Raw genomic sequence first — 18988 nt, 5'->3', positions numbered from 1 at the left:
TGGTTGAACGTCTTGCCTCTGCCGGGCAGGCTCGACCACGGCCAAGGCCTACCAGCGCTGCTTTTTCACCCTGGACTTGCATCGGTCCAGTCACCCGCGATCGGTTCGGGATCATCCGCCTGCGCGACAGGCGCCTTGAGAAAGTCCCGGGGAGACGCCGTAGCCGAGAACCGGTCCGCCGCCAGAGAAACACCCCATCAACGCCTCCAACCCCATCGGCCTGGCAAAATAATAGCCTTGGGCCTGCCCCGCGCCCATTTCGCGCAGCAAATCCAGCGTCGCGGCGTCCTCGACCCCTTCGGCCACCACGCTCAGGTCCAGGGATTCGGCCATCCGCACAATCGCCCGGACAATCGCGCGACTGCGGGAACTGCTGGTCAACTCGAGAATGAACGACTTGTCGATCTTCAAGCCGCTGAAACGGTATTGATGCACGTAGCTCAGGGATGAAAAACCCGCACCGAAGTCATCGAGTACCACCGACATGCCGTTGTCGGCCAGTTGCTGCATGGTGCGTCGAGCCATCGCCGGTTCAGCCACCAGGGCCCCCTCGGTCAGTTCCAGGCAGATCCGCGACGGCAAAACCTGGTGCTGCGCCAGCAGTGCGAGCACATCGCTGGCGAAGTCCGGACGCGTCATGCTGTAGCTGGAACAATTGACGTGCACCGGCGGCCAGTGGGCGTGCTGGGGTTGGGCGAGGATCACGGCGATGCGGGTCAGCATGTACAGGTCCAGTCGACCGATCAGGCGCAAGCCCTCGAAGTCCGGCAGGAACTCGCCAGGCGCGATCACCCGGCCGCCCGGCTGATGCCAGCGGACCAACGCCTCCAGGGCGAGCAGTTCACCGCTTTCGACGCTGACAATCGGCTGGAAATACGGCAGCAATTCGTCAGTACGCTTGAGAGCGTTGCGCAAGGCCCCTTCACGCTCAACCTGGTCAGAGACTTCGCGGCGTACTTCCTGGTTGAACACCGCGTAGCTGTCGCGCCCGGCGCTCTTGACCCGGTACATCGCCGTGTCGGCATCGCGCAGCAGGTCGGCCGGCTCGTGATGGAACTGGCTGTCGGCGCTGACAATACCGATGCTGCAGGACGAAAAGACTTCATGGCCATTGATGACGAACGGCAGGTCGAACGCCACCAGGATCCGTTCGGCAATGTCGATGACCACGTCCAACGGCGCCTCGGGAGCGAGCACCGAAAACTCATCGCCGCCCAGGCGCGCCAGCAGGTCGGTGTCGCGCAGGCAGCCGCGCAAACGGTCAGCGGCCTGTATCAGCAGCAGGTCACCAAAATGATGGCCGAGGCTGTCATTGACCATCTTGAAACGGTCGAGGTCGATGAACATCACCGCCAGGTGCCCGCCTTCGTTATCGAACCGCGACCAGGCCTGGTTGAGGCGTTGTTGCAGGTAGGTACGGTTCGCCAGCCCGGTCAGCGCATCGTGGGCGTTTTCGTGTTGCAGCTTGGCATTGGCATGATCGAGTTCGCGGGTGCGGTTCTGCACCCGGGCTTCGAGCATGAGGTTGGCGGCGTGGATCGCTTCGGCGGCCGTGCGCCGCGACAGCGCTGTGTCGATGTGCCGCGACACGAACGTCAGCAGTTCCTGGTCACGCAGGGTGTAACACACCTGCGGCGTGTAGCTTTGTACAGCAAGCACGCCGCGCACCACATCGCCATCGAACAAGGGAATGCCCAGCCAGGAGTAGGCGCGGACAGACTCATGGGCCCTTTCGGTTTCGCCGCTCGCCGACAAGCGCTCGGACTCGGCGGCGTCGATCAGGCACGGCCGACGCTGGCGGATAACGTACTCGGTCAAGCCCCGGCGCCCACGCCGCGCCATCGGGCGGGTGGTCTGGCGCTCATCGACATAGTACGGAAAGGTCACTTCGCCGGTCGCATCATCGAACAATGCAATGTAGAAGTTCTGCGCGAACAGCAACTCGCCGACGATGCCATGCAGGGTTTGAAACAATTCGGCCATGTCGCCAGGCTGGCTCGACAGTTCGGCAATCTGGAACAAGGCGCTCTGCAGATGTTCGGCGCGCTCCCGGTCGAGCACCTCCTGCCGCAGGGCATCGTTGAGCGCCGACAGCTCCAGGGTGCGACGCATCACCGTCTCTTCCAGGTCCGCCCGGTGCAGGATCCGGTCCAACGCCATGGCCACGTGGCGGGCCACCACCAAAAACAGCGCGCGGTCTTCGGCGCTGTAGATACGGGCAACCTCGTAGACTTGCATCGCCAGCATGCCAAACACCTCATCCGAGGCATTTTTCAGCGGCGCGCCCATCCAGAACTCGGGACGATCACCCACGCAGTGGAAACGGCCCTCGGCCTGAGCCGTGAGAATGCCGGCGGAGTCGATCAGCAGCGGCTGGCCGCTGGTCAATACCTGGCCGGTCAAGGACAGGTGCGCAGGGTCAAGGTATTCGTAGTTCTCGGCTTCCAGGGCATCCACATCGATAATGTCGACGTAGTACGGGTAGTCGATCTTGCCACTGAGCGGGTCATACAGCGCGAGGTAGAAGTTCTCGGCGTCGATCAGGCTGGCCAGCAGTTGGTGAACCCCCACCAGGAACACCGAGCGGTCGCGGGTCGAACTGGCCAGGTAAGTAATCTCATACAGCACACGCTGAGTGATCTGCGCACGGGCCAGGGTGTTGGTCTGCACCTCGATGCCCAGGCGCCGGGCAAACTCGGCGAGCGCCGGTTCGGCGGCATCCTTGACGGGCGCGAGCAGCCAACCCAGCGCGCTTTCGCCTTTGCCGGTCGGCCAACGGTGCAACTGGTGGCTCAGGCAAAAGGCATCAAACGCTTCATGGGCAACGCTTGAGGGCCACGGCAGCGACGGGTCGCCCTGCCCGACCCGATGCATTTGCTCTCCGGCGCGGTAGACCACCCAGGCGGTGGTATGGGCCCAGTTGCGCGCTGAGTCCAGCAGGTGTTCGATTGTGCCCTCGTTGCCAACATAGGCCATGCCAAGCGTATCCGGAATCACTTGCAGTTGAGAGGCGACAATAGCGCAATCATTCGATTGCCGCGGGGAGTCGGTCAATGGACGAACACTCATCAGCGACCCCTGAACCAAGAATTGAACACACTCAATGACTGATTACTAGCAATGTGCCTCCTAAGTAAAGCCTATAGCGTTTTTTTCAAAAAGTTATTCGATCTCAACCTTCTGGTTGTAGTCGAGGCGCTTTTGGCCGAAAGCCACGTCGGCCGCGCGCCGCGTCCCCTTTTCGCCCTATTGATTTGAAGGCCGATAGTGCATTCGTTTCCTGACCCCACTCTGCACCAGCAATATCAGCGTGCTCAGCAACAGCGAGCAAATACCGACCAGATAGCCAACCTGCTGGAATGGAATAAGGTCGGCCAGCCCGCCGGAGAGTAACGCGCACACAATCAGCAACCCCGAGCCAAACGCATTGGTCCCTGCGGTGATCGTGACGATGTCTTCGGAAGAACTCAACTGGATCAAGCGTGACTGGGCCGCGGTAAAGGACACTTCGAACAGGAAGATGAAGAGAAAATAAGCCACCAGCAATTGAACGCTATTTTGGACCAGTGTCGTCAAGACCAGGCAGATGGCGGTCATGGTATTGGCCAGCAAGCCAAAGCTTTTCCAGCGCACCAGAGTCGGCAGCAACGACACGGCCAGCGCCCCGAGGATGATTCCCAAGGCGCTGACAATCTGCAGTTGCATGACAGCTGAGTCGGGCAGCCCGAGCACTCTGATCGGCAAGATAGTCCGGGCGGCGTTGTGAAAGCCCTGGAACACGCCCGTTGCAATGCACAGGTAGCCAAACGCGGCAAACAGTTGCGGCTCTTTGGTCACGATTGCCAGATTCGACATCAGCACGCCACGGCGTTTGGCATTGTCTTGCCTGGCCGTCAGGACAAACGGCAATCCGGCATAACACAGCGCCGAGAACGCGAAAGTCGCCGCGCTGATCGCGGCCACTGCCAACAGTGAGAACGTGCCGACCAGCAGACTACCGATCACCCCGCCCAGCACGCCCCCCAAGTAGTAAGAAAGGTTGAACGTCGAGGACGCGAGTTCAAGTTGTCGGCCTTCGAACAGTTTCTTGATGAACACCACGCGGCTGGTTTTGGTGATCGCCTCCACAAATCCCCTGAACAGGAAGCAGAGCAACACCGGGGTCATCCAGCCTTGCGCCAGAAGCACGCCAATCAACAGCGACAGCAGGCCGTTGATGATGTCGCTACTGATCACCGCCTTGCGCAGTCCGCCCCTCTCGCAAATCAATCGGATCAGCGATGCCAGTGCCACCGGCAGGATCCATTGGAAGGCGAACACGGAGGTAGCGCCGAGTCCTGAGTGGTGGACTCGAATGATGTAAGCCGATACAGACAGCAATAAAATGAAAGTACCGGTGGAGCTGACCAGGGTCGCCAGCCAGAGCAGTATGAAACGTCGATCTCTTGCCAGAGTCAGCCAGTCTTGCATGATTTCACCTGGAATGAGTGGATGGGTAGCTGAAGCAACCGGGTTCAATCACTGATTGGCACCAGCTTCACGCCGAGTATCTGCTCAACCGCTGCGTGTTTGAGCGCAACCTTTTCCACCACTTCGGCGTAACTGTTGCCGCTCACTCGGATAACGCCATAAGTACTGAAGTTGCCCTCCATGTGCTGAAGGAACTGCCCCGCCTTGATATTGGCCACACCGGAATGCAACTGTGCCCGTATCGGGCTGAACCAGTCTTCGGGAAGGTCTTCACGCACAGTGCAATCCTGCTCCGCGGCAATGAATGAGTGACTCGAATAGGTCTGACTGGCAAGACGGCCCAGCCCCAATCGCTCTCCCGTGTGAATACGCACCAGCAGCTCAAACAGGTTCACCCCCGTGGAGGCGTTTATCAGGTCGGGAATCGCGCCGCCCGCAATGCGTGGATTGACCTCGACCAGTCTTGGGCCGTTGGCGGTGTAAATAAACTCGACATGGAAGATGCCCAGATCCAGCCCCAGGGCTTTGACAATGGCAATGGCGTAATCGGCTGCCACCTGATACTCGTCATCGGAGAGGCCTGAAGGCATGGTCGAGCCCATTTCCAGCACCGGGTTGCCTCGACCGGTCTTGCGACGCAGGATGGCCAAGGGCATCCATTCGTCATGGGCACTGACCGCGACCTCAATGGAGAACAACGGGCCAACGGCGACTTCCTCTACCACGAAGATGTCGTCTATTTCCGCTCGCATGGCTTCATCCAGTGCCGCAAGCGACTGGTTGTACTGCTCAAAGTAGGCGGTCAGGGCTTGCTCGTGCGCAATGATCTTCACCATCATCTTTGCCAGTCCGGTGCTCGGTTTGACGACAACCGGATAACCGATTGCAAGCGCAGCCTGTCGGGCCTCTTCGAAACCGCTGACACGTCTGAACTGCACGGATGGCAAGCCGGCTTGCTGGATCAGATCACGGCATCTGGCTTTGTCCCGCGCATTCATCACGCCCTCGACACACGTCGCTTTCAACCCCAGCCTGGCTGCCGCCGTCGTGGCCGGCAATACGCAAGGATGAAACACGGTTAACAGCGCATCGATCGGCTCGACAGCCATGCACTCGATGAGGGCGCGCTCGCAATCGTCAGCGGACTGGGTAGAAGGTGCCGAATAGGTGGCGTCGACACTGTCTCTCACAGTGGCGAGTTCGGCCGGGGTCAGCAACCAGTCAAATTTGCCCGATGTCACCAGCGAGACCTTGTGACCCAGTCGTTTGGCGGCTTCAATCGCCTGGATGCCAGGGCGGGTTGTTTCAATGAAAACTACGTGAGCCATGGGGTCTGATCCTTTAGGTTGTCGAGTTGTCCATTACGTTGCGGACAGCCACGCGGTGTTGGGACAAGGCTTCGAGAATTTGCTGGCCGCGTGCGGCGTATTGCCCGGTTGGCGTCAGGCTGTTGTCGTCGTAGGGATAGGGGTTCATTCCCATGATGAACAAAGGCGAGATTTGTCCATTCGCCAGCTTCAGTCGACCATCAGGCGTGGTGTCGACAATCGGGCCTTCCGTCAGCATGGAGGTCTGAATGCCGTTGATGACCAAGGGAACGCAGTTGCTTTCATAACCCAGGGCCTGAATGACCACGTCGGCTTCATCCAGCCACGGTCGGGCATTCTTCAGGCTATCCACTCTTGTTTGGGTAAACCTCGGCAGTGCAGCGGTGGCAATACGCTCAAACGTGTCGCGGGCCGCATGCCTGAGTCCCGAATACCGAAAGAGGTTACCGGTTTGCGGGCAGACGTCGGTCTGCACATTCGGCCGGTGTTCAAGCGCGGTGTGGGTACTGCTCCGATACGCATCGATACTGGCGTAAAACAGCTTCGTGCCGCTGCGTTGCAAAATTCGCACTTCGCTATTGGGCGCCAGCGCGCCTTCCTGCCTCAGGCGGTTGGCAATGGCATAAGCACTGTGCGAGCCACCCGTAATGACGATTTTTTGCGCTTGCACCGACCACCGGGCCGGTACTCCGTGTTCAATGATTTGCCGTGACAGTTGGGTTTTACTCCGCCAGGGCAATAAATCCGCCTGCGGGCACTCCCGAATACCAAGCGCCAGCGCGGCAAACCGTGTATGGATTCGTTGTCCGTCTTCCAGCACTGCCGCCACGCTGTCGCCTTCCACTTCAATCTTGACGACGGCTTGCCCCGTCCAGATGCGCGCGGGGCCGACAGCCTGTTTGATGGCCGCTCCGAAAGGGCGCAACGCCGACGCGAGCAATGAAAGAGCAAAGCTGCCTTCAGTCTCATGGAGCGCCCGGACATGCGGATGCGCGAGCTGTTGCCCGTAGACACTCTCAGGATCGACCCAGCCAAAAAAGTCGTGGCCATAGGAGTTGGAATCGATGCGGTAATGATCGAAGCTTCCAGGACCCAGGGTGTTTGAAGCATCAACCACCCCGACCCGATACCGCAGTAAATCCGCGTTGGCCGTCAACAAACCGGTCCCGCGCAGGCCACAACCGATCAGGAGAAAGTCCAACGCATCGACGCAAGACCCCGGCTCATAGCGAGCCGGGGTCTGCGAAACGCCATCAAACTGCATCAGTGAGCAGGCTCGGAATTGGAAAGGGTCGGCAACCAGGCGGCCATGTGGTCACAAACCTGCGCCGCATGTTCAAGTCGACGCGCCATTCCAAAAGCAATCGCAGGAATGAAAGACGGGTCTTTCTTGATCAGCGGTTTGACCACTTCGTTCATCCAGCCCGCAGCATGTTCGACGTCGACGACGGTATGAATGGTCAGATAGCGCATGTCACCCTCGGACAACCCGACTCGCCGCCAGCCCGCGATCTGCTGATCCAGACGCCCCGGGACCATCAGTTCAGTGGCCAGCATCATGCCGATGGCCTGTGGCAACAAGGCACGGTTAAACGCCGTGTGAAAGTACATGTTCGCCAGGCGCAGCTCTTCTACGCAAAACCGTTCAATTTCCAGTAAATGCACATCTTCACAAACGCCCAGTGACTTGATCATGTCGACGCGAAGCTGACGATGCATCTCGCCGGTATCGCCACAGCCCATTTCGTCCCAGAAATTCTTCGAGAACTCGGTTTTTGCATCGCCATAAACACCCGGCAGCATTTTCGCCAGGATATCCCCGAAGTGGACATCGAAAGGTGTTTCCTGAACGAGGAACTCGGTCAGTTGCTGGCGAGTGGCGTTATCACGCAGGAAGTCGAACAGTGGGTGGAAAAGATTCGAGCGATGCGTTTCGCAGTGTTGATTCGCCCAGCTCTCAAAGTGCTCGGCCTGCGGCAGATCGCCGAAGAAGTTGGCATACTTCTCCACTTCGAACTCATTCCATGACTGTTCCAGCGTTTGCCGCAGTTGCACGAACAGGTAGTGGTCCACGTCTCGCCAGTGCGCCTCCCACGGCGCAACAATGGAGCCGGCATACAAGGCGTAGAGCACACGATGAACACTGAGCTCGGCCTGTTGCCGGGTCGGGGAGTTAGTGTCAAACGCCTCGTTTGCCGTTTTCTTTGCCAGAGAGAGCAGCGACTCCCACTCGTCTTTCGGGGCGTGGCAATGAATGGCCTGAAAGCGGCTCCAAAGGTCTTGCGCAGTCTTGTTTGCAATGCTCATAGCGTTTCACTTTCCTTAGTAATGGGGGCGAGATTCTCTTGCAACCAAACGGCAAGATCCTGTTCGGTAAAAAACGACTGCTGCAGGACGTTCTGGTATTTCTCGATGCAGCCCCGCAGTTGCGCATGGGCTGTTGCACTGCGTCGACGCCATTCGGCTTCTATCAGGGGATACAGTCGGTCCGCCAGCTCCGGGGTGGCGTCGAGGTCATGCTCGAGCAGCAGATCGGTTTGCCGCAGGAACCTGAGCAATCCGTCGCGCCCGCTACGGACCCCGAACATACGGACCAGGCTTGAGCCGATCTCACTCGGATCCAGAATGTCGAAGATCGTCGGGGCACTGTTAAGCAACTCTGTGCGGATCCCGCTCTGGATGCTGTGAGTGATGACCCCCGTGATGGCCTGCGCCGGGTTTTCCATCAGCCCGTATAGCCGTTCAGTCAGTCGGCTCAAAGCAAACAGGGACTGATAGTCAAAGCCGGACAGCTCCACGCCATACAACTTCTTCAAGGCAACAGCGACTTCAGCCAAGGGTGGATGACCTGCGCGGTTGGCAAAGCCACCCACCGATACATCGACGCCCTGCAACCCGAGGGACAGCCCCAACAGGGCATTGGCGGTAGCCATGCCGAAATCATCATGAAAATGCCCATAGAACCGGATCGCGGGAAAGCGCTCGACCAGTTCGCCGACAAATCCCTGTACCTGATGCGGCAAGCAGGTGCCTGCTGTATCAACGAGCCGAATCTGACCAATGCCATGGCGCGCAACAAGATCGACGGTGTTGATCAGGTGTGAATGGCGCGCCCTGAACGTATCCAGCAGCCCGACCATCACGCCGCCGCCCTGGTAGCGCGACAAGGTTGGAAGAAACTTGTCCAGCCAGGCCAGATTCAGCTCGCGCCGGACATCGTCGCTGTGGGAGTTCCAGCGGGCCGAGTCAAAGCCGGAGGCTGGATCCTTGCGCAGGATCGTCGGAAACAGATGCTGGATTTGCTGATCGGACACGGAATGGATTGCTATCAGCCACACCGTTTTGAGCGGCATTCCCCCCTCAGCCAGCTCATTGAGTACCGTCAACGATTGCTCGAAGGTGATGCCCACGTGGGAGATCACCATGAAGCGCGCATCCGCGGCAATGCGGCCGGCCTGCTGGCGCTTGACCAGTTGGCGGAGCAGTTCAATGTTATGGGGTACGTCCGGAAACATTCCCACAACAAGCGTTCTTACGCCGGTGCGGATAATGGCTTCGGCGAGGTCGCACTTGTCTTCAATAGAAGGAGGAACGGTGGCACGCTCGGCGCCTTCGCGCAGTGATTCGTCCATGAGATCGATATTGCTATTGAACGAAAACTTAAGTTCCGGCATGACCTGACTGGCGATACTTTCATTGGCAAAGCTATTCATCATGCTGTCACCGCCCGAGCCTCTTCCCGCGCGGCCACCGCCTCACGCGCAGACACGGTAAAACCATTGGCGAGCATCCATTGGTCATCCATAAACTTGCTCAGGTACATGTTGCCCGAGTCAGGCAGTATGACCACGATGTTCTTTCCCGGGTAACGATGAGCCACGCGCAACGCCACACTCATTGCGCTGCCGCTGGACCCGCCACAGAAAATGCCCTCTTCTCGAACAAGGCGTCTGGCTGTTTCAAATGATTCGGCATCATTGACCTGAACGATGTCATCGATCACGCTGAAATCGATCGCCTTGACCAAATAGTCTTCGCCAATGCCTTCCACTTTATAAACCGACGTCTGGCTCATTTTTCCGAAGTGGAAGTAGTCATGAAAAACACTGCCGATCGGATCCGCCCCAATAACCTGGATCTCCGGGTTCTTTTCTTTGAGGTAGCGCCCGACACCGGTAATGGTTCCGCCCGTGCCCATGCCACAGACTAAAACGTCAATATCGCCTTCAGTCTGCTCCCATAATTCGGGACCGGTGGTGTGATAGTGGGCTTGCGCATTGAGCGGATTATTGTATTGGTCAGGGTAAATTGAATCTGGCGTACGTTCGGCAATATCGCGGGCCATGCTGTAGTAACTGCGTGGGTCATCAGCTTCGACGGCGGTAGGTGCGACGACGACTTCGGTGCCGAACGCCCGCATCCTGGCGATTTTTTCCCCGCTCATCTTGTCCGGAATGGTCACAATGCAACGCAACCCTCGCGCCGCCGCAGCCATACTCAACGCCGCGCCAGTATTGCCTGAGGAGTTTTCCACCAGGACGGATCGCTCGTTCAGACTGCCCGCCGAATCCATTTCCTCGAGAAGAAACTTGACCATGCGGTCTTTGATGCTGCCGCCTGGATTCATGTATTCAAGTTTTGCAAAAATCGTCGCACTGCCTGGAGCAGGCAGTACCTTTTGCAGTTGCACGATAGGGGTATTGCCGACGGCTTCAAGTACGGATTTTAGGGCTTTCACGGTTAGTCCCTTATTTGTGTAGGCTGCACCCAAGTATCAGCGCAATACCGAAGTTTTGAATTAGGCAGTCAGTAAAGTGGGTGGAGGCTATGTCTCTTGTTATTTTTTAGCGCACACATAAACGCACACCAAAAACGGCGACAAGCATGACATCAGGGTTTAATGAGGCAGCAGCGCTCCCCCGCATCCGCGCATATCGAGCACAGGGCTACGCAGGACGCCGACAGGGATCAACCAGTTTAACGGTCAGTGGCTACGCCACTTAAAGTCAGGACTGAATGATAAATCACGAAACGCAAGATACGGCGCGACAACGCGTAAGAGCGGCCGTTGTTCAGGTAGGGAAGTGTCATCATCGAGTTCAGCAGTGAGCTGAATGAGAGCTGCTCTAATGTACATCCTTGTTCCTCCGCATGATTGCGCGACGAGCTATACCTGCTGTTCCCTTGCAGTCTTTTGTTTGGAGCGTCATCAACCGAGGATCAACCTGTGACCGTTTGAGAACCCTGCAAACTTTTGCAATACTACAGTCCAGTGCTCAGATCTGTCCATAACGTTTTCAGAAAATATTTGACCTTGAGCGCCCCTGCAACTACCCAGTAATAAGCCTTTATGTCAGGACACACCCATCAGCGAAACGTTCTCATTCAATAATACTCCTGACTGAAACCTCGCCTTCGCGAGCAATCCCGCCTCCCCCGCTTTCTGACATTGTCGATGATCCGCAAAAAATGCCTGCCCTTACCGATCCTGTCCGACGCCTTGGGCATATCCACCGCCTGCCGTACCGGCCATCGATATATCCATAGTCCCACAGGCTCGAAGCCTGCGGACCGTCGGCACAGATTCCCGTGGGTGACGACGAATACGGTGGACGCGTACAGGTTCTTCGCGTTCAAAAAAACAACGGCGTGTCCGAGATTAGTTGACCACCACACTTCGTCGACATACTCGACAGGAGGCGTTCTCGGTTTTATTGAGCCGCATCAGTTTCCCTCTGGCCGTGATGCTCTAGGCTGCGCCTGAGCCCTTGCCGTCTGCGGGGCGTTCAGGAGTTTTTATGCCAACATCCCCGGTTCAGATCACCATCAATGGAGAAGTGATCGAAACCAGCGCCCTGCGTTCGATCCTGGAAGCCGTTATCGACTCAGGACAACCGCTCATCGACGCTATCGGCTGCATGGGCCAAGGCGTCTGTGGCTCGTGCCGGGTGCTGATCCGGCGCGCCGGTGAACGTGAGGTCAGCACCGCCCTGGCCTGCGAAACCCGGGTCGAGCAGGGTTTGCAGATCAGCTTCCTCGACCATCTGCCCATGAACCGGCACCACACCTACAACCTCCACGATTGGGATGACACCTGGAACATCTCGGAACGCATTGCCGCCACCTTTCCCGAAGCCAGCCATTGCCGGCACTGCAGCGGTTGCGACCGCGCCTGCCCCAAGGGCCTGGAGGTGCAGAAAGGCGTCAACCTGGCCGCCGTCGGGGATCTGTCAGCGAGCCAGGTATTCAACGAATGCATCATGTGCAACCTGTGCACCATTGCCTGCCCCGAGCATATTTCGCCGAACCATCTGGGCCTCTACATACGCCGGATGTCAGCGTCCGTCGGCTTTCGACCGGCGGACCTGATGCAGCGCCTGAGCCAGATCAACCGCGGCGTGATGAACGTCGACCCCAACGTAACGCTGGAATAAGGAACACAGCATGTCCGGTATTCCTTATCCGCAAGCCCTGGCCCAATTGCGCACCAGCGCTTGCGAGCCCGCCTCTGAAGCTTTCGATAAACAGGCACTGCTGCACGCCTTCCACCCGGACTATCGGGTTGGAGCCAATACGCCGCTGCAGGTGGGCGTCAATCGCGGAGACCAATGCCCGCGCGAACTGACAGACCGCCTGCACAGCAACGCACAAATCGATGACGCGGCCTTGGCCGGTGCCCCGGTGGTCAATACCGCTGTGCTGATTATCGGCGGCGGCGGTGCCGGTTGCGCGGCGGCGCTGACCGCCGTGGAGCACGGTGCGCATGTCATCCTCGCGACCAAGCTGCGCCTGGGCGACAGCAATACGGTCATGGCCGAGGGCGGTATACAGGCTGCCGTCGGCGAGGATGACAGCCCCCAGATTCACTTTGAAGACACCCTGCGCGCCGGCCACTTCTGTGCTGATCGTACGCTGGCGGCGCGCCTCGCCCAGTCGGGCCCGGAGAGTATTCGTTGGTTGATCGAGCGCGGCATGCACTTCGATCTCGCCCAGGGCGGCTTGATCGGTGGCAAGCTGCTGCGCAAGAAACCCGGCGGTGCCAGCCGTGCGCGCATCCTTTCGTTCAAGGACTACACGGGTCTGGAGATGATGCGGGTGTTGCGCGAGGCGGTGGAGCTGGAAGAGCGGGTGAGCGTGTGGAACCGCTGCCCTCTGGTCGAGCTGCTCTGCGATGAAAGCGGCACCTGCGTGGGCGGCGTACTGTACAACCTGGAACGACACAGCTTCATCCTCGTACGCGCCAGCCGCGTGATACTCGCCACGGGTGGCGCCGGGCGCCTGCACCTGAATGACTTCCCCACGTCCAACCATTATGGCGCCACCGCCGACGGCTTGATCCTGGCCTATCGTCTTGGCGCGCGCTTGCGCGAAATCGATTCCTTCCAGTATCACCCCACCGGCTTGGCCTGGCCGTCGCATCGTGTCGGCGGGCTTATTTCCGAAGCCGCGCGCTCGGCCGGCGCCTATCTGGTGAACGGCCTGGGGCAGCGTTTCATCCCCGAGCTGCAAACCCGCGATGTCGTGTCCGCCGCGATCCTCAAGGAGTGCGCCGAAGGCCGTGGCGTCGAGCGTGACGGGCAACTGGGCGTCTTGCTCGATACGCCCGGCCTGGAGCGCCGCCATCCGGGGATTCTCAAGGAACGCCTGGTGAGCCTGGGACATGTCGCGAGCCAGTGTGGTATCGATCCGGCCGTGGAGCCGCTGATCGTCCGGCCGACCCTGCATTATCAAAACGGGGGTGTGGCCATCAACGAGAACGGCGAAACCTCGGTACGCGGGCTGTACTGCGTCGGCGAGATCAGCGGCGGCATCCATGGACGCAATCGCATGATGGGCAACGCCCTGGCAGAGATCATCACCTTCGGACGCCGGGCTGGAGAGCACGCGGCACACACCGCCGACCCCACGCCCGCGCCGAAGGTCGGCCTGTCCCACGTGTACGACTGGCAACGCCAGTTGATCGCCGCCGGCTTGCCGCTGGACGTCTACGGCCCCGAGTTGTTCCCCGGCTACGGCAACTTCGACCTGCGCCGGCACAGCGCCGTGCCCCACCGTGCCAAGGGTGCACTGCCGAGCACTCACGCCGACTCGCTGCCTTACTGAGATGCCTGTGATGAAGACTCAACTCGTATTACTCGCCCCCGCGGTACAAGTGGGCGCCGACCTCGATGCCTGGTTCGCCCAGGGCGGCGGTGCAGGCTTGCGCGCCGCGCTAAGCAATCCGAGCGGCATCCTCCCGACCCTGGCCGAAGCAGACCTGCGCGGTCTGGGTGGCGCCGGGTTCCCCACCCATCGCAAGTGGGCAGCCGTGGCGGAGCAGCCCGCGGAGCTGGAAAAGTATGTCCTGTGCAACGGTAACGAGGATGAGCCAGGCACCTTCAAGGATCGCGAGCTACTGGAAAAATCGCCGCACCAGGTGATCGAGGGCGCGCTGATTGCCGCACTGGCCACAGGGGCCAATCACGTTTACCTCTACGTCAACCCGCACCAGCACAGCGCAGTGGCCGTTGTGCGTCAGGCCGTCGAGCAATGGCGGGGCTCTACCCTCCTGGCCGAAGTCGCCCGACAGCAGAATCGCCCGATCGACCTTGCGGTGGTGGAAAGCTCGGGCCTGTATATCGGCGGCGAAGAAACCGCGGTGATCGCCAGTGTCGAAGGTGGCTTCCCCTTCCCCCGGCAAAAACCACCCTACCCCGCGCAAAGTGGCGTGCATGGTCAACCGACGCTGATCAACAACATCGAAACCCTGGCCCATGTTGCCCATATTCTGCGCCATGGCGCCGCCTGGTACCAAGACCTGGGCCTGGGTAGTGCCTGTGGGACCAAGCTCTACTCACTCTCCGGGGACGTACTCAGGCCCGGCCTGTACGAGCTACCGATGGGCGCCCCATTGCGCACGCTGATTTTCGAGCACGGCGGTGGCATGTTGTGCGAGCGCGCCTTCAAGGCGGTATTTACCGGCGGTCCTTCCAATACCCTGCTGGGCGCGGATGACCTGGATGTGCCCCTGGACTTCGATACGCTCAAGGCCCGTGGTTCAAGTCTGGGTACCGGGGCCATGATCGTTATTTCGGAGGGCACCAGCATCGTGCGCAAGGTGGCGGAGTACGTCGACTTCTTTGCGGCGGGCTCCTGCGGCCAGTGCCCGCCTTGTAAAGCCGGGACCTATCAACTCTCGCGGCTACTGCGGCGAATCGATACCGGCATGGGTCTGCCCAATGACCTGCAGGCACTGGAGAGTCTCTGTCATTTGCTTCCGGGCAGCGGTCGCTGCGGCCTGATCGATGGCGCGGCAACGGTGGTACTCAGCTCCCTGAAGCAATTTCGCAACGAATACGCCGCTCAAGTCATTGCCGTGGGTTGATGACGTCCAATCACCCGTCAATTGCATTCAGCCCCGGTATTATTAGGAACTCGATAGTGCGTAATTTCTGGACATTTCTGCTGCCACCTTGCGTTGCGCTTGTGCTTGCACTCCTGCCGGCACCTGCCGGATTGGCCCCCCACGCCTGGTATTTTTTCGCCCTGTTCGCGGGTGTGGTCGTAGGGCTTATTTTCGAACCGCTGCCGGGTGCCGTGATTGGCCTGATCGGGGTCGCGGTCGCGGCGGTGTTGGCCCCCTGGGTGCTGTTCAGTCCGGAACAACTGGCCAGCGCAGGCTTCAAGGTGCCCGCGGAGGCCTTGAAATGGGGCTTGTCAGGCTTTGCGAACAACACGGTCTGGTTGATCTTCAGCGCCTTCATGTTTGCCCTGGGCTATGAGAAGACCGGACTGGGGCGGCGTATTGCGTTGCTGCTGGTCAAGCGCATGGGCCGCAAGACCCTGACCCTGGGCTATGCCGTCATGCTCGCGGACCTGGTGCTGGCGCCCTTTACCCCGTCCAACACCGCTCGTAGTGGCGGGACCATCTACCCGGTGATTCGCAACCTGCCAGGACTCTACGACTCCAAGCCGAACGACCCCAGCGCCCGGCGCATCGGTTCCTATCTGATGTGGGTTGCCATCGCCTCCACCTGTGTCACCAGCTCGCTGTTCATGACCGCATTGGCGCCCAACCTGCTGGCCTCGGCCCTGATCGAAAAAATCGCCGGCGTGCATATCTCCTGGGGCCAGTGGTTTATCGCCGCGGCACCGGTCGGCCTGCTGTTACTGGCCGTGCTGCCTTTGCTGGCGTACTGGCTGTATCCGCCGCAGATCAAGAGAAACGACGAAGTGCCGGTCTGGGCGGCCCGCGAACTGACCGATCTGGGCCCACTGTCACGCCGCGAAAAGATCCTGTTGGCGTTGGTGGTGAGTGCGCTCGGACTGTGGATATTCGCGGGGGATTGGCTCGACCCGGCCCTGGTGGGCATCCTGGTCATCGTGTTGATGCTTCTGACCCAGGTCATCACTTGGGATGACGCACTGGGCAACAAGGCCGCCTGGAACACCTTCGCCTGGTTCGCCACTCTGGTGGCCCTGGCCGACGGGCTGACACGGGTGGGCTTTGTGCCGTGGTTTGGTCAATTCGTCGCGGCCCACCTGAATGGATTTTCTCCAAACGTTGCCATGATGCTGCTGGTGGTGGTGTTTTATCTGGCTCATTACCTGTTTGCCAGCTCCACCGCCCACACCACCGCGCTGCTGCCGGTGATGCTGGCGGCCGGGATGGGGGTGAGCGGCATCGATCTGCAAGCCTTCGCGCTGCTGCTGGGCACGTCGCTGGGGCTGATGGGCATCATCACACCCTATGGCACGGGGCCGAGCCCGGTCTACTACGGCAGTGGTTATCTGCCCAGTGCCGATTACTGGCGCCTGGGCTCTATCTTCGGCGGGTTGTTTCTCATTCTGCTGCTGGGCCTGGGCGCGCCCTGGATCCTCGCGTTGTCCTAGCGGCGCTGCGTCAACGACAGCTGGATTTGATCCTGGTGAAGAAGAGGATGCGTGAGACAGATTTTGAATTGTTCCCCAGAGAGATAACAGACTGTTCGATCTACCGTGATTTATAACGCATTTTCGCCCCAGTAGAGTGATTCCCATGTCACCCACCCGCACGAATCACACAGGGAAGCACTCATGAATCCACACACCACTTCGGTTAAAACAGCCATCGTCTACCACTCGGGCTATGGCCATACCGCGCGTATGGCAACCGCCATCGCTGAAGGCGCCGGCCCCGGCGCTGTGCTCGTTGCAATCGACGCTGAGGGGAATATTGCCGAGGATGCCTGGCAAGTTCTCGCCGGCGCGGATGCGATCCTGCTTGGTTCGCCTACCTACATGGGCGGCCCCAGCTGGCAGTTCAAGAAATTCGCGGACGCCTCCTCGAAGATCGGGTTTGAGGGCGGATGGCAAAACAAGATCTTTGGCGGCTTCACCAACAGCGCCAGCATCAACGGCGACAAGCTCAATACCCTTGAATACTTCTTCCTGCTCTCCGGGCAGCACGCTGGCATCTGGGTGGGTATGGATATCAAGCCGGCTAACGTCAAGGCATCGAAGCGCGATGACCTGAATCGTATGGGCTCCTATATCGCTCCGATGGCGCAGACACCTGCTGATGCCTCCCCTGAAGAGATGTCGTCAGGCGATCTGGAGACGGCACGCCTCTATGGTGCGCGTGTCGCTTTGATTGCCGGATACCTGCGATCCGGAAAATCTCAGAGTGCCTGAAATCCAAGCCCCTCCGGTTGGGGACGGACGAAGAGGTTCGCCTCGCTATTGCAGATGCGGCCTCAACACATCTTCGACCCATTTCATGAATACCCGGACCCGACGCGACAGATTGCTCCGATGTGCCACGACAAGGGACACGGCGAGCGCCCGGCGACGCAAATCGGGGAGGATCTCTACAAGCGCTCCACTCTCCAAGTATTGGCCAATCCCCAAGAGTGGTGCCTGAATCAGGCCAAGGCCGGCGAGGGCCGCGGCTTCGTAAGTCTGCGCGCTGTTGAGGTGTAGCGCACCTGGCAACTGAAGCGTCGCGTAGCTGTCGCCGTCCGGATATTCCCATCCATAGGGTCTTGCACCCAACATCGTCGAAAAATGAATGATCTGATGTCCCTGACGCTGGAGATCTTCCAGCGCTCGAGGGATGCCATAGCGCGCCAGATAGGCAGGACTTGCTGCGTTGACCATGGGCAACTGGCCCAGTGAACGGGCAATCAGCGTCTCGTCCCCTATGGGGCCAAGCCGCAATACACAGTCGAACCCTTCTTGAACCAGATCGACTTGCCGATCCGTACTCGACACCTCCAGCTGCAATTCGGGATAAGCCGCCATGAAGGCCGGCAAGGCCGGCACGATAGTGGCGCGCGCCACCTCGGTCGGAAAATCGACCCGTAAACGCCCGCGAAGTGTCACGCGATCATCTGCAAACATCGAGTGCAGGTCGTCGACATCAGCAAGCAGATCACGGGCACGGGCATGAAATGCGCGCCCATCCTCCGTCAACTGCACGCTGCGCGTTGTCCGGTGCAGGAGCCTGACACCAATCTCCTCTTCCAGCTTGCGGACCGCCGTCGAGGCCCTGCCCTTTTGGATACCCAGGCTATCGGCCGCGCGGGTGAAACTGCCCATTTCCGCCACCGTTATGAAGATGAGGACAGGTTCAAGATTCTGCATTTTCGTGCCTCGGCATTGTTCATCACACAGAGAACAGTACGTTCACTTTATCAGTGCTTATAACACCCAAGAGACACAGTAAGCTTTGAAACTGGATAACCCCAGCGGAGAATGACCAGTGTCCGAAACAATGAATCTGCACCATGAGCCTGAAACCATGACCTCGCATCGCGCCCTGTGGGCCGGTCGGATAATAAGCGCGTTGGTCGTTTTCGCCCTGGTGGTGGACGGCACCCTTCAGCTTTTCGCGCCGGCGCGGATTGCGGGCCTGTTGCAGGAAACCGGGTTCGCGATGGACCTGACCCGTGTGGTGGGTCCGATCATACTCACCTGCGCCATCCTTTATGCCATCCCGGCCACTGCCGTCTTCGGCGCGATCCTGGTAACGGGCTTTTTGGGAGGGGCCATCTGCGCCCATGTCCGCATGGGTGAATTGGGGTCGCCACCGCAAATCATTTCCCTGCTTCTGGGCGTGATGACATGGGGCGGCCTCTATGCCCGCGATCCCCGTATCCGGGCCATTCTGCCGCTTATCCGTTGAACCGACGGGCAGTGTTCTATCCCGCAAAACAGCGCGCCAGCGAGCG

Annotated in this window: 14 protein-coding genes; 6 read left to right on the top strand and 8 right to left on the bottom strand. The window is 59.5% G+C overall.

From position 1 onward, the window contains the following. Positions 1-111: 111 nt before the first annotated feature. The 7 genes from M5B99_RS18800 to M5B99_RS18770 form a co-directional block, all read right to left on the bottom strand. Positions 112-3069, bottom strand: a complete 2958-nt coding sequence (locus M5B99_RS18800; protein ID WP_248805442.1) for an EAL domain-containing protein — start codon at positions 3067-3069, stop codon at positions 112-114. 177 nt (positions 3070-3246) lie between these two features. Then, positions 3247-4470 (bottom strand): MFS transporter, encoded by a 1224-nt coding sequence (locus tag M5B99_RS18795; protein ID WP_248805441.1) that lies wholly within the window; start codon positions 4468-4470, stop codon positions 3247-3249. Positions 4471-4514: 44 nt separating this feature from the next. After that, complete coding sequence (locus M5B99_RS18790; RefSeq protein ID WP_248805440.1) at positions 4515-5798, bottom strand: ATP-grasp domain-containing protein; 1284 nt, start codon at positions 5796-5798, stop codon at positions 4515-4517. A 13-nt stretch (positions 5799-5811) separates the two neighbouring features. Further along, positions 5812-7062, bottom strand: a complete 1251-nt coding sequence (locus tag M5B99_RS18785; protein WP_248805439.1) for a hypothetical protein — start codon at positions 7060-7062, stop codon at positions 5812-5814. After that, positions 7062-8105 carry an iron-containing redox enzyme family protein gene (locus M5B99_RS18780; protein WP_248805438.1) on the bottom strand — a complete coding sequence of 348 codons (1044 nt, stop codon included), beginning with the start codon at positions 8103-8105 and terminating at the stop codon, positions 7062-7064. The genes M5B99_RS18785 and M5B99_RS18780 overlap by 1 nt, the downstream gene beginning before the upstream one ends. After that, positions 8102-9514 (bottom strand): homocitrate synthase, encoded by a 1413-nt coding sequence (locus M5B99_RS18775; RefSeq protein ID WP_248805437.1) that lies wholly within the window; start codon positions 9512-9514, stop codon positions 8102-8104. The genes M5B99_RS18780 and M5B99_RS18775 overlap by 4 nt, the downstream gene beginning before the upstream one ends. Continuing rightward, a complete protein-coding gene (locus M5B99_RS18770) occupies positions 9511-10536 on the bottom strand; it encodes a PLP-dependent cysteine synthase family protein (protein WP_248805436.1) in 1026 nt (341 codons plus the stop codon). Before M5B99_RS18770 ends, M5B99_RS18775 begins: the two co-directional genes overlap by 4 nt. A gap of 1060 nt (positions 10537-11596) precedes the next feature. Here M5B99_RS18770 and M5B99_RS18765 point away from each other — a divergent pair. From M5B99_RS18765 to M5B99_RS18745, 5 genes are all read left to right on the top strand, one after another. Continuing rightward, positions 11597-12232, top strand: coding sequence for a 4Fe-4S dicluster domain-containing protein (locus M5B99_RS18765; RefSeq protein ID WP_248805435.1), 636 nt, complete (start codon positions 11597-11599; stop codon positions 12230-12232). 10 nt (positions 12233-12242) lie between these two features. Beyond that, positions 12243-13901, top strand: a complete 1659-nt coding sequence (locus tag M5B99_RS18760; protein WP_248805434.1) for an FAD-binding protein — start codon at positions 12243-12245, stop codon at positions 13899-13901. A gap of 10 nt (positions 13902-13911) precedes the next feature. Next, on the top strand, positions 13912-15162 hold the full coding sequence (locus M5B99_RS18755) for an NADH-quinone oxidoreductase subunit F (protein ID WP_248805433.1): 1251 nt from the start codon (positions 13912-13914) through the stop codon (positions 15160-15162). Further along, on the top strand, positions 15162-16670 hold the full coding sequence (locus M5B99_RS18750; protein WP_263860570.1) for an anion permease: 1509 nt from the start codon (positions 15162-15164) through the stop codon (positions 16668-16670). The genes M5B99_RS18755 and M5B99_RS18750 overlap by 1 nt, the downstream gene beginning before the upstream one ends. Positions 16671-16853: 183 nt before the next feature. Continuing rightward, positions 16854-17450, top strand: coding sequence for a flavodoxin family protein (locus tag M5B99_RS18745; protein ID WP_248805431.1), 597 nt, complete (start codon positions 16854-16856; stop codon positions 17448-17450). A gap of 45 nt (positions 17451-17495) precedes the next feature. Here M5B99_RS18745 and M5B99_RS18740 read toward each other — a convergent pair whose 3' ends face one another. Further along, entirely contained in the window at positions 17496-18401 is a 906-nt protein-coding gene (locus M5B99_RS18740) for a LysR family transcriptional regulator (protein ID WP_248805430.1), read from the bottom strand. A 157-nt stretch (positions 18402-18558) separates the two neighbouring features. On the opposite strand from M5B99_RS18740, the gene M5B99_RS18735 reads away from it, so the two are divergent. Continuing rightward, positions 18559-18942, top strand: coding sequence for a DoxX family protein (locus tag M5B99_RS18735; RefSeq protein WP_248805429.1), 384 nt, complete (start codon positions 18559-18561; stop codon positions 18940-18942). Positions 18943-18988: the final 46 nt, after the last annotated feature.

The sequence above is a fragment of the Pseudomonas sp. MWU13-2100 genome (assembly GCF_023242365.1).
In the GTDB taxonomy this organism is placed as follows: domain Bacteria; phylum Pseudomonadota; class Gammaproteobacteria; order Pseudomonadales; family Pseudomonadaceae; genus Aquipseudomonas.
Note: the sequence above shows the minus strand (reverse complement) of the source record. Positions and strands in the feature narration are given on the sequence as shown.

Excerpts from the sequence above, each read along its gene's own strand:
- M5B99_RS18800 (WP_248805442.1), bottom strand. The coding sequence starts at position 3,069 with ATGAGTGTTCGTCCATTGACCGACTCCCCGCGGCAATCGAATGATTGC.
- M5B99_RS18795 (WP_248805441.1), bottom strand. The coding sequence starts at position 4,470 with ATGCAAGACTGGCTGACTCTGGCAAGAGATCGACGTTTCATACTGCTC.
- M5B99_RS18790 (WP_248805440.1), bottom strand. The coding sequence starts at position 5,798 with ATGGCTCACGTAGTTTTCATTGAAACAACCCGCCCTGGCATCCAGGCG.
- M5B99_RS18785 (WP_248805439.1), bottom strand. The coding sequence starts at position 7,062 with ATGCAGTTTGATGGCGTTTCGCAGACCCCGGCTCGCTATGAGCCGGGG.
- M5B99_RS18780 (WP_248805438.1), bottom strand. The coding sequence starts at position 8,105 with ATGAGCATTGCAAACAAGACTGCGCAAGACCTTTGGAGCCGCTTTCAG.
- M5B99_RS18775 (WP_248805437.1), bottom strand. The coding sequence starts at position 9,514 with ATGATGAATAGCTTTGCCAATGAAAGTATCGCCAGTCAGGTCATGCCG.
- M5B99_RS18765 (WP_248805435.1), top strand. The coding sequence starts at position 11,597 with ATGCCAACATCCCCGGTTCAGATCACCATCAATGGAGAAGTGATCGAA.
- M5B99_RS18760 (WP_248805434.1), top strand. The coding sequence starts at position 12,243 with ATGTCCGGTATTCCTTATCCGCAAGCCCTGGCCCAATTGCGCACCAGC.
- M5B99_RS18755 (WP_248805433.1), top strand. The coding sequence starts at position 13,912 with ATGAAGACTCAACTCGTATTACTCGCCCCCGCGGTACAAGTGGGCGCC.
- M5B99_RS18750 (WP_263860570.1), top strand. The coding sequence starts at position 15,162 with ATGACGTCCAATCACCCGTCAATTGCATTCAGCCCCGGTATTATTAGG.
- M5B99_RS18745 (WP_248805431.1), top strand. The coding sequence starts at position 16,854 with ATGAATCCACACACCACTTCGGTTAAAACAGCCATCGTCTACCACTCG.
- M5B99_RS18740 (WP_248805430.1), bottom strand. The coding sequence starts at position 18,401 with ATGCAGAATCTTGAACCTGTCCTCATCTTCATAACGGTGGCGGAAATG.
- M5B99_RS18735 (WP_248805429.1), top strand. The coding sequence starts at position 18,559 with ATGACCTCGCATCGCGCCCTGTGGGCCGGTCGGATAATAAGCGCGTTG.